Below are 14,318 nucleotides of genomic sequence, written 5' to 3'. Positions count from 1 at the left end.
ATTGGATATAAGCATTATAATCCCAACTAGAAATGCTGAAAAGTATATAGATACATTAATTAGAAACTTAATAAACCAAACCATAAAGCCGTCAGAAATAATAGTTATAGATACGGCATCAAAGGATAATACAAAATCAATTTGTAATAAATTTAGCATTGTAAAGTTTCTGGAAATAAATGATGGAGAGTTCGATCATGGAGGAACTAGAAATAAAGCTGCAAAACAGGCTAAAGGCGATATTTTAATTTTTATGACACAAGATGCTATGCCTAAGAACGACAGATTCATAGAGGAGCTTATTAAACCTTTGAACGATAATACAGTAGCAACCTATGGAAGACAGTTACCGAGGGAAAATGCAAGTCCTATTGAAATTTTTGCAAGAAAATTCAACTATTCAGATAAGAATATCACAAAATCAAAAGCTGATATTTATAAATTAGGAGTTAAGACATTTTTCTTAAGCAACGTATGTTCTGCATTTAAAACAGAAAGCTTTTGGAATGTAGGCGGATTTCCGGAGAAAACTATAATGAATGAAGATATGATTATATCATCCAAATTGATATTTAACGATAAAAAAGTATGTTATAGTTCAAAAGCTGAAGTTATACATTCTCATGATTATACATATATACAGCAATTTAAGCGAAACTTTGATGTAGGGGTCGTTTTTACAGATAGTAGTTATTATTTTAGAGGAGTTAAATCTGAATCAGAGGGAATTAAATACGTAAAATCGGCAATTGGTTATTTAGTAAAAGAAAAAAAGGTATATTTGATACCTCATTTAATAGTAGATAGTGGATTTAGATTTATAGGATATAAATTAGGAAAAAACTACAAGAAAATTCCATTAAAACTAGTAAAAAAAATGAGTATGCACTCATTTTATTTTAAACAGTAGAAGTTATCGGAGGGAATATGATGAAAATTCTTATAACTGGAGCAAGTGGACAATTAGGATTAGAAATAATTGCTCAATTAGAAAAACAAAGAGAAGTATATAAACTAGTAAAAGCAGATAGAAGTAATTTGGATATAACAAACTTCGATGAGGTAGATGAAAAAATAAGTTTAGAAAAACCAGATGTAGTAATAAACTGTGCAGCTCATACTGCAGTAGACTTATGTGAGGAAGATATAGATAATGCATATAAAGTAAATGCTATTGGCCCAAGAAATTTAGCTCTAACATGTGAAAAAATAGGTGCCAAGTTTGTACAAGTATCTACTGACTACGTATTTGATGGTAAAGGAACGAGACCATACAAAGAAGATGATAGAACTTGCCCAAACTCAATATATGGTAAGAGTAAGTTAATGGGAGAACAATTCACTAAAGAGTTTTGCTCTAAATATTTTATTGTTAGAACTGCTTGGTTATATGGAGATGGAAATAACTTTGTAAAAACAATGTTAAAATTATCGGGAAATAATAAAGAACTTAACGTAGTAAATGACCAATTCGGAAGTCCTACAAGTACTGTAGATTTAGCAAAAGCAATCATAGCGTTAATAAACACTGAGTATTATGGAACTTATCATGGAACTTGCGAAGGGCAATGTAGCTGGTATGATTTTGCCAAAAAAATATTTGAAATTAATGACATAGATATAAAAGTTAACCCAGTCACAAGTGAAGAATTCAAACGCCTTGCACCAAGACCTCAATACTCTGTTCTGGATAATTTTATGTTTAAATTAGTAGGATTAAATTCATTTAGAAATTGGGAAGATGCGTTAAAGGAATACTTAAAAGAAGAACGTTTAGCTTGTAATTAAAATAGAAGGGAGTTTTAACATGAAAGGAATTATATTAGCTGGGGGATCGGGAACTAGACTATACCCAATAACAAAATCAGTATCGAAACAATCATTACCAATATATGATAAGCCAATGATATATTATCCTATGTCTGTTCTTATGCTATCTGGGATAAGAGATATTTTAATAATATCTACACCTAGAGATATAAATACATTTAAAGAATTATTTGGAAATGGATCAGAATTAGGACTTAATATTGAATATGCAGTTCAAGATAAACCAAATGGTTTAGCAGAAGCATTTATTATAGGAGAAGAGTTTATAGGAGATGATAAAGTTGCATTAGTTCTTGGAGATAACATTTTTTATGGATATGGATTTAGTGAAAGACTACAAAATGCTGTTGAAAGAGAAGAAGCTACTATATTTGGATATCATGTAGTAGATCCTCAAGCATTTGGAGTTGTAGAATTTGATAAAGAATATAATGTCTTATCAATAGAGGAAAAACCAAAAGAGCCAAAATCAAACTATGCAGTACCAGGTCTATATTTCTATGATAATGATGTGGTAGACATTGCAAAAAATGTAAAGCCATCAGATAGAGGCGAATTAGAAATAACATCTATAAATAATGAATATTTAAGAAGAGGTAAGTTAAAAGTTGAATTACTAGGAAGAGGAATGGCGTGGTTGGATACTGGAACATACAGAGGCTTACTAGATGCATGTAACTATGTTGAAGCAGTTCAAACAAGACAAGGCCTTTATATAGCGTGCCTTGAAGAAATTGCATATAGAAAAGGATATATAAATAAACAACAATTATTAAAATTAGCACAACCACTAATGAAAACAGAGTATGGTCAATATTTATTAAAAGTATCTATGGAAAAAAATGATCAAGAAGATGTAGAAGAATTAGTGGCAGCGACTGTAGAGGTGTAATTATGGGTAATTTTAAATTTACTAAAACAAAAATAAAAGATTTATATATAATCGAGCCTAAAGTATTCGGAGATGATAGAGGGTACTTTATGGAAAGCTACAATAGAAAAGATTTTGTAGAAGCTGGGCTTGATATGGTATTTGTACAAGATAATGAGTCCAAATCTAAAAAAGGTGTATTAAGAGGGATGCATTTTCAAACTAAGCACACACAAGGAAAGCTTGTTAGAGTGACTCAAGGAGCTGTTTATGATGTTGCTGTAGATTTAAGAAAAGGATCACCTACATTTGGGAAATGGGAAGGAGTACTTCTTACATCTGAAAATAAAAAGCAATTTTATGTTCCAGAAGGATTTGCACATGGTTTTTTAGTTGTATCGGACGAAGCAGTATTCAATTACAAGTGTACAGACTATTATGCACCAGAGTACGATAGTGGAATTTTATGGAACGATCCAGATGTGGGTATAGAGTGGCCACTTGAATATGTAGAGAATATAATACTTTCAACGAAAGATAAAAAACAAAAAAAATTATCACAATTAAAACTAAATTTTTAACCCACAATATATAACTTAAAAGGAGAAGATGCTATGGACGTATATAGCTTAAATAACAATAAAAATTCAATAAAACTATTTAAAATATATGAATTTTTTATATGCCTGCTAATATCAAGTGCATTAATAGGTAGTAAGATATTTGGTATAGAATTAGCAGGATTTACTCTTTTTATGGATCGAATAATACTATTTATAATTTTATTTTTATTTTGGCCTAAAATTATGAATAAGATTATAGCTAATAATAGTTATGTCTACTTATTTTTGCCAATGATACTGATTGGACTTATATCCCTAGCGAGTCAATCTATACTAGGTATAAATCAATCATATGTAATTCCTAGTATAAAGTATATAGTTTTATATGTCGAGTTTGCGCTATTTGTAGCTGTTATTTCTATAGTTCAAGATAAAAACAAACTAAATAAGTGTTTTGTATATATTATGATGGCTGTGCTAGTAGTGGGCATACTAGAAAGTTTAGAAATAGATGTTTTAAATTTACCTATTTTTAGGTGGCTACCTAAAACTCAACAACAATATGCTGATTTAAATACAATATTTTACAGAGGGAGTACAATTAGAATATCTTCTGTTTATACACACTCTTTAGCATTTGGGACTGTATTGAGCTTATACATTCCGTACTTATTTTACTTATATAATAATAAAATTGTAAGGCGAAGTATACTTATAATATCGTTAATTTTAACCAATTACTGTTTATTTTTAACATATTCAAGGACTGCTATAGCTATTACAATATCGTTTTATATATTTATGTTTATTAGGGCTATAGTATCTAAGAAACAACACCCTATAAAAAAAATAGTGCTTTGTTTGGTAGTTATAATAATTTTTAGTTTTATAACAAATATACTTATGAATAACTTGGATGTGTTATTTCCTCAAGGAGCGAATGATACTAGTGTAGAAATGAGATTAGAAGATTATAAATTTGTAAAAGATGGTTTTAATCAATCACCAATTTTGGGACTAGGAGCTGGATCATATAGAGATAATTTTAATAATGCAATAGATAATTTTTATCTTACGACATTATATGAAAATGGATTAATAGGATTAATTCTACTAATAATTTTTATAATTATAAATGTTAACTATTTAAATAAGTGTTTAAGTGGAAATGCAATATTTACGATAAAATATATATTTTTTATGTTAGTTTTATACAATTGTACAATGGATGCTTTTGGATTTATAGAAATAATGAAATTTTATTTAATAATAGTAGCTTTAAGTAGTAAAATTGAAAAGCAAGAATTAATAAAAGGAGATAAGATTTTATGAAAAAAATATTAGTAACTGGCGGAGCAGGTTTTATTGGTGGTAATTTTATCCATTATATGGTGAATAAGTATCCAAATTATATGGTAGTTAATTTAGATGCATTAACATACGCAGGAAATTTAGAAACTCTAAAAGGAGTAGAAGATAAGCAAAATTATAAATTTGTTAAAGGTGATATAGCAGATAAAGGATTTATATTTAATTTATTTAAAGAAGAAAAATTTGATATAGTTGTAAACTTTGCAGCTGAGTCCCATGTTGACAGATCAGTAGAAGAACCAGGCATATTTGTTAAAACAAATGTAGTTGGGACACAAGTACTACTTGATGCATCTAAGGAATTTGAAGTTGAAAGATACCATCAAGTATCAACAGATGAAGTTTATGGAGATTTACCAATTGATAGAACTGATTTGTTTTTTACAGAACAAACTCCATTAAACCCAAGTTCTCCATATTCAGCATCTAAAGCTAGTGCAGATTTTTTAGTTAGCTCATACCAAAGAACTTTTGGATTACCAACTACTATATCTAGATGTTCTAACAATTATGGGCCATATCATTTCCCAGAAAAATTAATTCCGTTAATGATATCTAGAGCATTAAATAATGAATCTTTACCAGTTTATGGAAATGGGGAAAATGTAAGAGACTGGCTTCATGTTGAAGATCATTGCTCAGCTATAGACTTAATAATACATAAAGGTAAAGTTGGTGAAGTTTATAATGTTGGAGGACATAATGAAAGAACTAACTTAGAAGTTGTTAAAACTATACTAAAATCATTAGAAAAACCTGAAAGTTTAATAAGTTATGTAAAAGATAGACCAGGGCACGATTTAAGATATGCAATAGATCCAACTAAACTAGAAAATGAGTTAGGTTGGCAACCTAAATATAACTTTGATACAGGAATACAACAGACTATAAAATGGTATTTAGATAATAAGACTTGGTGGGAAAATATAATAAATGGTAATTATAAAAAATTAGAGAAACTATAATTAAAAAATAAAAAACAATAAGTTTACTAAAAATATAGGAGAAAAAGTATGAAAAAAATTGTTATAGCAGGTGGAACACTAACATCTGCAAATAAAGGATGCAATGCATTAACAAGAGGAACGATTACATCTTTAGTAGATAAATATGGAGACATCATAGATATAAAATTACTAAACTACTCAACAGATAAAAAAAGTGAAAGATTTGTAAAAATAAATGAAAAAAGTATAAAGGTAGTAGAAATACCAGCAGGTGGCTATCAGGGGTTATATTTCTTTTTAAAAACATCAATAAGATGTATTACTGGATCAAAAATATATAATAGTATAATTGGAAACCAAAGAGACATACTGGAAGCTATTGAAAATGCAGATATAATTTTAGATATAAGTGAAGGTGATAGCTTTAGCGACATATATGGATTAAAAAGATTTTTAATACATTCCAATATAAAAGAATCTGTAATAAAATTAAAAAAGCCTCTAGTACTTTTACCACAGACATTAGGTCCTTACAAAAGTAAACTAGTAAAGATGAGAGCTAGAAAAATAATGAATAAATCCAAATTTACGTTTGCTAGAGATAAAATAAGCTATGATGTAGCAATAAATGATTTAAAAGTAGACAAAAATAAATTGAAGGTTATACCAGATATGGCATTTTATATGCAGCCAGATAAACAAGATATATTAAAGGACTTAGGGATTACAAAGTGTAAAAATGATATATATTTTGGATTGAATGTAAGTGGTCTTTTATATAGTGGAGGCTACACTAAGGATAACATGTTTGGATTTAAAACAAATTATAAGAATCTTATTCAACAAATTATAAATTGGATAATGAAAGAGGATAAAAATACAAAAATAATATTAGTTCCTCATGTAATAGTAAAAGATGGAGGAGTAGAAGACGATACAAATGCATGCAATATAATATACAATGAATTTAGTCAGATATATCCAGATAGAATATTTTTTGTTAGCAGAGATTATCATGAACACGAACTGAAAAAAATTATATCTGAGTGCGATTTTTTTATTGGGGGAAGAATGCATGCTTGTATAGCTGGAATATCAACGAATGTACCCACTATGCCAACTGCATATAGTAGAAAATTTATAGGAATATGGGATGGATTTGAATTAGGACAATTTGTCGCAGATCCAAGAGAGCATAGTGAAGAAAATATAATGGAAATATTAAAAAATTCTTATAAAAATAGAGAAATTATAAAATCAACATTACAAGAAAAGAATAAAAACATAAAATCAGAAATTAGAAAAGGGTTAGATCTTGTATTATAAAAAGGAAACCATATGAAAAAAATTTTATTAAATATATTAATTAAATTATACAAAATAAAAAATAGAAAAATAAAAAAGCTAATAATAAAATGCATATTGAAATTAGAAGGAGGCTACTTTTGGTCTAGTAGTGTAAGGAAGTTGTATTCTGAATACCACGGAATTGATATTGGAATAGGTACTTATGGGGGGTGCTTTGATATCGATAAAATACCTGGAGGAACTAGCTTTGGAAAGTATTGTTCTATAGCACCTACTATATACGTTTTCAATGCAAATCATCCAAAGGACTTTGTATCTACACATCCAATTTTTTATAATCCAGATTTAAAATTTGTAAAAGAAGAGAAAATACAAAGAAATAAATTGAGAGTAGGTAATGATGTGTGGATAGGTCAGAACGTAATTATAACTAGTAATGTGTCTATCATAGGAGATGGAGCCATAATTGGTGCTGGATCAGTAGTTACTAAAAATGTTGGAAATTATGAAATTATTGCAGGAGTTCCAGGAAGAGCAATCGGAAAGCGATTTAAAGATGAAACTATAGAAAAATTAAAGAATAGCAAGTGGTGGGATTTAGACATAAATTGCATAAAGGAAAAGGTAAATGTCTTTACCGATGTAGATAATATTTATAAATTAAAATAAAATTAACTAAAGTTTGAGCTAGTGAGGATGTGGTAGTTTGAAGAATATAAGCGATGTACAAAATTCTGGATTTTGTTGTGGATGTGGAGGATGCAGCAATATATTTAAAGATATAACTATGGAGTATGACAAGCAAGGAAATTTGAGACCGTCAACAACTAGGGGGTTTTATGGATTAAATAGCAATATTTACGAAAAAATTTGTCCTGCTATAAATACTTATGAATTAAATAAAAATTCTGAAGGTAATAATCATGAAATTTGGGGAGAATACTACGATTTAGTTATGGGTTATTCTACTAATAAAAAAATAAGGCATGAATCTTCATCAGGTGGAGGAATTACAGGGATTTTAGCCTATCTAATGGAAACAAACAAAGTGGATGCAGTAATTCATATTGGAGTAAGCAAAACAAACCCAATAAAAAATGAATTAAAAATTAGTAGAAATTTGAACGAAATTATTTCAAATGCGGGAAGTAGATACTCACCATCTGCTCCATTAGAAAAAATAGAAGAAATATTGCTTGAAGAAGAAAAGTTTGCTTTTGTTGGAAAACCTTGTGATATTGTAGCTTTGAGAAATTATACAAATTTAAATGAGGTAGCCAAAAGAAAAATAAAATATATGATATCTTTTTTCTGTGCAGGAACACCTAGTATAAAAGGTACTGAGCAAATTTTGCAAATGCATTCAGTTGATAAAAAAAATGTAAAAAGTTTTAGATACAGGGGCGAAGGATGGCCTGGAGATACAAAAATAGTCACAAATGAAGGAAAAGAGTTCAAGATGAGTTATGACGATTCTTGGGGGAAAATATTAAATAGATACCTTCCTAAAAGATGTAAATTATGTCCGGATGGAATAGGAGAAGCTGCTGATATAGTATGTGGAGATGCTTGGTTTGGAGATGAGAATGGATATCCTGTGTTTGAAGAAAAAGAAGGAAGAAGCTTAATTATTTCCAGGACTCTAATAGGTAAATCTATATTAAAAGATTCTATAAAAAATGGATATATAAATATATCTGAGGGTTTAAAAATAGAACAATTAAAACAAATTCAACCATACCAATTTTCAAGGAAAGCATCCTTAAAATACAGATTATTAGCAATGAAACTATGTTTTAAAGATACTCCTGATTATGATAAATCTATATTAAATAGAGCGGGCGTACATATAAGTAGTAAAGAAAAATTGAAATCATTTCTAGGAACATTTAGAAGAGTGATTCAAGGGAAACTTTAGTATTAAGCATTATTTATAATATTATTTAAATAATATTATGAATAATGCGTTTTATATTACAAAAAATGTAAAAATAACAAAAGAAAGTAAATTAAAAAATTACTTGAGCAGTAATTAAATTTAGAAATTAAAAGTTAATAGGAACTATGGTTAATATAGAATAAAAGATAAAGCTATAGTTAGAAATAAAAGTCATTTAGGATAAACACTAAGTATAAAGTGAGGAGGATATTATGAGAAAAAAAGTAAGAAAAGCAATAATACCAGCAGCTGGTTTAGGTACAAGATTTCTACCAGCAACAAAGTCTCAACCAAAGGAAATGTTACCTATAGTTGATAAACCAACTTTACAATACATAATCGAAGAAGCAGTAAATTCAGGCATAGAAGAAATACTTGTTGTTACTGGTAGAAATAAAAAAAGTATAGAAGACCACTTTGACCGTTCGATTGAGTTAGAAGTAGAACTTGAACAAAAGGGTAAAACAGCTATGCTTGAAATGGTAAAAGAAATATCTAATATGGTAGATATACATTTCATACGTCAAAAAGAACCCAAAGGACTTGGACATGCAATACACTGTGCAAAGAATTTCGTAGGAGATGAACCATTTGCAGTATTACTTGGAGATGACATAGTGGACAATGAAGTTCCTTGTTTAGCTCAACTTATAAATGCATATAACGAGTACAATACATCTATATTAGGTGTTCAAGAGGTGGCAAAAGAGAACACTGACAAGTACGGAATATTAGATGTTAAAACTATAGAAGATAGAGTTTATAAAGTAAGAGATATGGTTGAGAAACCAAAAGTAGAAGAAGCTCCATCAAATATAGCTATATTAGGAAGATACATAATAACTCCTGCTATATTTGAAATACTTGAAAATCAAGCTCCAGGAAAAGGTGGAGAAATACAATTAACAGATGCTTTAAAAACTTTAGGAGAACACGAAGCTATATATGCATATAACTTTGAAGGTAGAAGATATGATGTAGGAGATAAGTTAGGATTCTTAGAAGCAACTATTGATTTTGCTTTAAAAAGAGAAGATTTAGGACATGAGTTTATGGAGTTTTTAAAAACTAAAATAAATAATAACGAAGAAGTTGTAGAAGAAGAAATATTAGAGGAAGTAGCTGCAACTGAAGAATAATTAGACTAATCAAAGGTGGGGATTATATGAAAAAGTCCACAAAGATAATCATAGGTATATTTATAGCAATAGCTATTGTTATTTTAGGATCATTTGGATATGTGTATGCTAAGTTAAATGGTATATATGTAAAAGATAGCGATTCAAAAGTAAAGGCTACTAGTAAAGAAGAACATGAAGGTAAGTTAGTTGATGGAATAACTAACATATTATTAGTAGGTATTGATGGAACTAATATTGATAAAGGAAATAGATCAGACTCTGTTATGTTAGCTACTATAGATAGTAAAAGCAAACAGTTAAAGATAACATCAATAGCTAGAGATACTTATGTAGATATACCAGGTCATGGATATGAGAAATTAACTCATGCATATGCGTATGGGGGAATTGATTTATTAAAAGAAGTATTTAAAAACAACTTTGATATAAATATTGATAAATACATTGCTGTTAACTTTGTTTCGTTTATAGATGTTATGGATGAAATAGGCGGAGTTGAGGTAGATGTTAAATCTAAGGATATAAACGAAGTAAATAAATACATAGATGCATGTTACGAGTATTATGGAGATAGAAAAAACAAAGAACCTAAGGAGTATATAACAGAGCCTGGAGTTCAAAGATTAAATGGATATCAAGCTTTAGCGTTTAGTAGAATTAGATATACTGATAGTGCTTACGCTAGAGATAACAGACATAGAGAAGTAGCACAAAGTGTTTATAATGAATTTTTAAAACAAGATCCAATGATGTATAAAAAAGCAGCTGATATATTATTAGAAAATACTAAAACTAATATAAGTCCTATGGAAATGTTAGATTTAGGATACACTGTGTATAACATCAAGGATAGTAAGATAGAACAAATGGAGTTTCCATTAGATGGTCATAGAAATGGTCATATAATAAGTAAACAAAAAGGTTGGGTTCTAGAGTGGGATAAGGATTATAACTTAAACGCTTTACATGAGTTTGTATATGGACAACCTTATAAACAAAAATAAAATTATACAAAATAAAAAAAGATAACCAAATTTAGTTAGCGAAGAATAAAAATATAAGTTGTAGCTACCTTTAAAGCTTTATTGTAGCTTTGGTAGCAAAACTTATACTTTTTATTCGAGCGACCTACTAGAGTTGGTTATCTTTTTTATTACCATACATCTCTCTCCAATCTAAAATATCTATTACATCACTATTTTCAAAATAAAAATAATTTAAATAATCTCTAAAATCCTTAGATTCATAAATAACATCACCTTCAAAAATAGCTTTTCTAAGAGCAATTGTATAATTATCTGTAACTATCTTTAAATCTAAATCAATATCTAGAATTTTTTTTAGAACTTCTGTTTTGACTGCAAGTTCTGTAATAGGGACCTTTTTCATAGGAACCCAGGCTATATCTATATCGCTATCTAAAGTTTGCTTATCTGTGCCATAACTACCAAATATTATAATAGCTAAAGTATTATTTTTTGGAAACGCATCTATTATTGAATTTTTAAGTTCTTCTGGCATATTCCTCACAAAATCACCTCTTTAAACCATAGTATTTGCTAAAATAAATCTTTGTAGTAGATAATATCATAAATTATTATAACATAACGAAAATCAGTTAGCGAAGAATAAAAAATGTAAGTTGCAGCTACCTTTAAAGCTTTACTGTAGCTTTGGTAGCAAAACTTATATTTTTATTCGAGCGACTAGATTTAGCTATCTTTTTTAATAAAAAAATAGTCACACAAAGTAAATCAATTTAATAAGATAAAGAAGGGTAAAAAACATGTAGAATAAACAATAAAATTGTAAAATAAAGTAAATGGAGGTCAAATATGGAGGATAATATTGGCATAAAAGGATACTTACAAATTATTAAAAAGAAATCATGGATAATATTTTTAATAACATTCATAGCAATATTTGTAAGTGCAGGTGTAAGCTTCTTTGGAGTAAATCCAGTATATGAAGCAAATACAACTCTTTTAGTAGATATTAACAAAAAAACTGGGTCTGAAATGATAACAACTGAACAGCTCAGTGTTTCTGAAAAATTAGCAGTAACTTATGGAGAAATAATAAAATCAAAATCAGTATTAAATGAAGTAGAAAATTCACTGGATTTAAAATGTGGATATGAAGAACTTTCAGACAAGGTAAACGTCTCATCAATTAATAAAACGCAAATCATTTCAGTATCAGTTCAAGATACAAATCCAAAAAGAGCAACAGACATAGCTAATGCTATACCAACAGCATTTCAACAAGAAGTAAAAAGAATAACACAAGCTAATGACGTTAAGGTAATAGATAAAGCTGTAGTTCCAAACCAACCTATAAAACCAAACAAAGCAACAATCATAGCGATATCAGCGATATTAGGAATCATGATATCCTTATTTATTATATTTTTACTTGAATATATAGGACCTAAGGAAGGTGTCAAAAAAAATGACAAATAAAAATTTAGAAAAAGAAAGAGCTAATATAACAGGGTTTATTCTAGATAATTATGTGCAAAATTAGGCAACTAATTTTAATTGCAATAGATATAGTATGTATAGTAGTAGCCTTTCTAATTTCTAACTGGATAATATATTCTAAATATAAATTACAAGATGTAGGCTTATATGAAATTTTAACTTTTATTATTGTAAGTATAGTGATTTTATCTATCTTCAAATGTTATAGAAATCTATGGAGATATGCAGGAGAAGAAGAATTAATAGCAATAGTATTTGCATGTATATTATCAATAATTACAACCTATTCAATACATTTATTGATAGGCATAGAATTTTCACAAACCTTTTATATACTAAATTTAATAATAACAACCTCGCTAATCAGTTGGGCAAGACTTACCTACAGAACAGGAAGACGAGTTTTAATAAGAAGTAGATTAAAAGAAAAACCATCTAAGATACTTATTGTAGGAGCAGGAAGTGCAGGAGATATAGTAATACAAGAGCTTAAAAATAATCCTAAACTTTTAAAAAAACCTATAGGAATAGTGGATGATGATATAAAAAAACAATGTAGAAGAATGCATAACGTACCTATTATAGGTATGGTAAAAGATATAGATAGTATAGTAACTAAATATGATATTGATGAAATTATAATAGCTATAGCTAATATAAGTAGAAAAGATAAAAATAATATTATAGAAGTTTGTAAGAAAACGAAATGTAAATTAAAAACTATTCCAGGTATATTTGAAATTATAGATGGGAAAGTAGATATAAAAAAAATTAGAGATGTTCAAATCGAAGACTTACTAGGTAGAGAACAAGTAAAAGTAAACCTAGATGAAATAAGTGGATATTTACAAAATAAAGTAGTATTAGTTACGGGTGGAGGAGGAAGCATAGGTAGCGAACTATGCAGACAAGTATCAAGCTTAAACCCAAAACAACTTGTAATACTTGATAACTATGAAAATAACGCATACGCAATTCAACAGGAATTAGTAAGAAAATATGGTACGAGTCTAAATTTAATTACAGTAATAGCATCAATTAGAGAAGAAAAGCGTATGGATGATATATTTAAGAAGTATAAACCAGATGTAGTATTTCATGCAGCTGCACATAAACATGTTCCACTTATGGAAAAAAGCCCAAGTGAAGCTGTAAAAAATAATATATTTGGAACAAAGAATGTAGCAGTTTTAGCAGACAAATACAAAGTTAAAAGGTTTGTGCTTATATCTACAGACAAAGCTGTTAACCCAACTAATATAATGGGAGCAACAAAAAGAGCTGCAGAAATGATAATACAAACTATGAATGAAAAAAGCGAAACAGAATTTGTAGCTGTTAGATTTGGAAATGTTTTAGGTAGCAATGGAAGTGTTATTCCATTATTTAAAAAACAAATTGAAGAAGGTGGACCAATAACTATAACTCACCCAGAAATCACTAGGTATTTTATGACTATTCCAGAAGCTGTACAACTTGTTATACAAGCAGGTGCAATGACAAAAGGTGGAGAGATATTTGTCCTTGATATGGGAGAGCCTGTTAAGATAGTTGACTTAGCAAAAAACTTAATAAAACTTAGTGGTTTTGAACCAGACGTTGATATATGTATTGAGTTTACAGGACTTAGGCCAGGAGAAAAGTTATATGAAGAACTACTTATGAGTGAGGAAGGACTGACTGATACAAGTCATGAAAAAATATTTATAGGAAAACCAATCAGTATTAACGTAGAAAAATGTAAGATGAATTTAGAATTTTTAAAAGCGATAGTAGACAAAGAAAGAGTAGAGCTAATTGATATTATTATGAGAGAGTTAGTTCCAACTTATATTACACCTGAAGAAGCAAACAAAATGTAAAA

The 14,318-nt window shown here is 28.7% G+C and carries 14 protein-coding genes; 13 read left to right on the top strand and 1 reads right to left on the bottom strand.

The annotated features are described in order from the left end of the window. Position 1 precedes the first annotated feature (1 nt). The 11 genes from ACN6I1_RS10755 to ACN6I1_RS10705 all read left to right on the top strand — a co-directional run bounded on the left by ACN6I1_RS10755 (position 2) and on the right by ACN6I1_RS10705 (position 10,975). The gene (locus ACN6I1_RS10755; RefSeq protein WP_419741927.1) at positions 2-910 is read left to right on the top strand and encodes a glycosyltransferase family 2 protein; all 909 of its coding nucleotides are present in this window, start codon (positions 2-4) and stop codon (positions 908-910) included. A 20-nt stretch (positions 911-930) separates the two neighbouring features. Continuing rightward, on the top strand, positions 931-1,788 hold the full coding sequence (gene rfbD / locus ACN6I1_RS10750; RefSeq protein WP_419741926.1) for a dTDP-4-dehydrorhamnose reductase: 858 nt from the start codon (positions 931-933) through the stop codon (positions 1,786-1,788). 19 nt (positions 1,789-1,807) lie between these two features. Next, positions 1,808-2,722 carry a glucose-1-phosphate thymidylyltransferase RfbA gene (rfbA, locus tag ACN6I1_RS10745; RefSeq protein ID WP_419741925.1) on the top strand — a complete coding sequence of 305 codons (915 nt, stop codon included), beginning with the start codon at positions 1,808-1,810 and terminating at the stop codon, positions 2,720-2,722. A gap of 2 nt (positions 2,723-2,724) precedes the next feature. Further along, on the top strand, positions 2,725-3,282 hold the full coding sequence (gene rfbC / locus ACN6I1_RS10740) for a dTDP-4-dehydrorhamnose 3,5-epimerase (RefSeq protein WP_419741924.1): 558 nt from the start codon (positions 2,725-2,727) through the stop codon (positions 3,280-3,282). Positions 3,283-3,315: 33 nt separating this feature from the next. Beyond that, positions 3,316-4,596 (top strand): O-antigen ligase family protein, encoded by a 1,281-nt coding sequence (locus ACN6I1_RS10735; RefSeq protein WP_419741923.1) that lies wholly within the window; start codon positions 3,316-3,318, stop codon positions 4,594-4,596. Continuing rightward, positions 4,593-5,600, top strand: coding sequence for a dTDP-glucose 4,6-dehydratase (rfbB, locus tag ACN6I1_RS10730; RefSeq protein ID WP_419741922.1), 1,008 nt, complete (start codon positions 4,593-4,595; stop codon positions 5,598-5,600). The genes ACN6I1_RS10735 and rfbB overlap by 4 nt, the downstream gene beginning before the upstream one ends. A 48-nt stretch (positions 5,601-5,648) precedes the next feature. After that, positions 5,649-6,908: a polysaccharide pyruvyl transferase family protein gene (locus ACN6I1_RS10725; protein ID WP_419741921.1), complete on the top strand. Its 1,260-nt coding sequence runs from the start codon at positions 5,649-5,651 to the stop codon at positions 6,906-6,908. Positions 6,909-6,920: 12 nt separating this feature from the next. Further along, positions 6,921-7,559, top strand: coding sequence for a CatB-related O-acetyltransferase (locus ACN6I1_RS10720; RefSeq protein WP_419741920.1), 639 nt, complete (start codon positions 6,921-6,923; stop codon positions 7,557-7,559). Between the two features lie 37 nt (positions 7,560-7,596). After that, positions 7,597-8,808: a Coenzyme F420 hydrogenase/dehydrogenase, beta subunit C-terminal domain gene (locus ACN6I1_RS10715; RefSeq protein WP_419741919.1), complete on the top strand. Its 1,212-nt coding sequence runs from the start codon at positions 7,597-7,599 to the stop codon at positions 8,806-8,808. A gap of 233 nt (positions 8,809-9,041) precedes the next feature. Then, entirely contained in the window at positions 9,042-9,968 is a 927-nt protein-coding gene (galU, locus tag ACN6I1_RS10710; protein WP_419741918.1) for a UTP--glucose-1-phosphate uridylyltransferase GalU, read from the top strand. Between the two features lie 26 nt (positions 9,969-9,994). Continuing rightward, complete coding sequence (locus ACN6I1_RS10705) at positions 9,995-10,975, top strand: LCP family protein (RefSeq protein ID WP_419741917.1); 981 nt, start codon at positions 9,995-9,997, stop codon at positions 10,973-10,975. A gap of 127 nt (positions 10,976-11,102) precedes the next feature. Here the strand turns inward: ACN6I1_RS10705 and ACN6I1_RS10700 are convergent, their stop codons facing one another. After that, complete coding sequence (locus ACN6I1_RS10700; RefSeq protein ID WP_419743306.1) at positions 11,103-11,492, bottom strand: nucleotidyltransferase domain-containing protein; 390 nt, start codon at positions 11,490-11,492, stop codon at positions 11,103-11,105. A gap of 314 nt (positions 11,493-11,806) precedes the next feature. On the opposite strand from ACN6I1_RS10700, the gene ACN6I1_RS10695 reads away from it, so the two are divergent. Then, on the top strand, positions 11,807-12,433 hold the full coding sequence (locus ACN6I1_RS10695) for a YveK family protein (RefSeq protein ID WP_419741916.1): 627 nt from the start codon (positions 11,807-11,809) through the stop codon (positions 12,431-12,433). Between the two features lie 50 nt (positions 12,434-12,483). After that, positions 12,484-14,316 (top strand): polysaccharide biosynthesis protein, encoded by a 1,833-nt coding sequence (locus tag ACN6I1_RS10690; protein WP_419741915.1) that lies wholly within the window; start codon positions 12,484-12,486, stop codon positions 14,314-14,316. Positions 14,317-14,318 lie beyond the last annotated feature (2 nt).

The sequence above is a fragment of the Paraclostridium dentum genome, assembly GCF_048568265.1.
GTDB lineage: Bacteria > Bacillota > Clostridia > Peptostreptococcales > Peptostreptococcaceae > Paraclostridium > Paraclostridium dentum.
This window is presented reverse-complemented; position numbering and strand designations above follow the sequence as displayed.

Bases quoted from the DNA above. Each gene is read 5' to 3' on its own strand.
- rfbA (WP_419741925.1), top strand. From the start codon at position 1,808: ATGAAAGGAATTATATTAGCTGGGGGATCGGGAACTAGACTATACCCA.
- ACN6I1_RS10695 (WP_419741916.1), top strand. From the start codon at position 11,807: ATGGAGGATAATATTGGCATAAAAGGATACTTACAAATTATTAAAAAG.
- galU (WP_419741918.1), top strand. From the start codon at position 9,042: ATGAGAAAAAAAGTAAGAAAAGCAATAATACCAGCAGCTGGTTTAGGT.
- rfbB (WP_419741922.1), top strand. From the start codon at position 4,593: ATGAAAAAAATATTAGTAACTGGCGGAGCAGGTTTTATTGGTGGTAAT.
- ACN6I1_RS10725 (WP_419741921.1), top strand. From the start codon at position 5,649: ATGAAAAAAATTGTTATAGCAGGTGGAACACTAACATCTGCAAATAAA.
- ACN6I1_RS10705 (WP_419741917.1), top strand. From the start codon at position 9,995: ATGAAAAAGTCCACAAAGATAATCATAGGTATATTTATAGCAATAGCT.
- ACN6I1_RS10735 (WP_419741923.1), top strand. From the start codon at position 3,316: ATGGACGTATATAGCTTAAATAACAATAAAAATTCAATAAAACTATTT.
- ACN6I1_RS10690 (WP_419741915.1), top strand. From the start codon at position 12,484: ATGTGCAAAATTAGGCAACTAATTTTAATTGCAATAGATATAGTATGT.
- rfbC (WP_419741924.1), top strand. From the start codon at position 2,725: ATGGGTAATTTTAAATTTACTAAAACAAAAATAAAAGATTTATATATA.
- rfbD (WP_419741926.1), top strand. From the start codon at position 931: ATGAAAATTCTTATAACTGGAGCAAGTGGACAATTAGGATTAGAAATA.
- ACN6I1_RS10700 (WP_419743306.1), bottom strand. From the start codon at position 11,492: ATGCCAGAAGAACTTAAAAATTCAATAATAGATGCGTTTCCAAAAAAT.
- ACN6I1_RS10720 (WP_419741920.1), top strand. From the start codon at position 6,921: ATGAAAAAAATTTTATTAAATATATTAATTAAATTATACAAAATAAAA.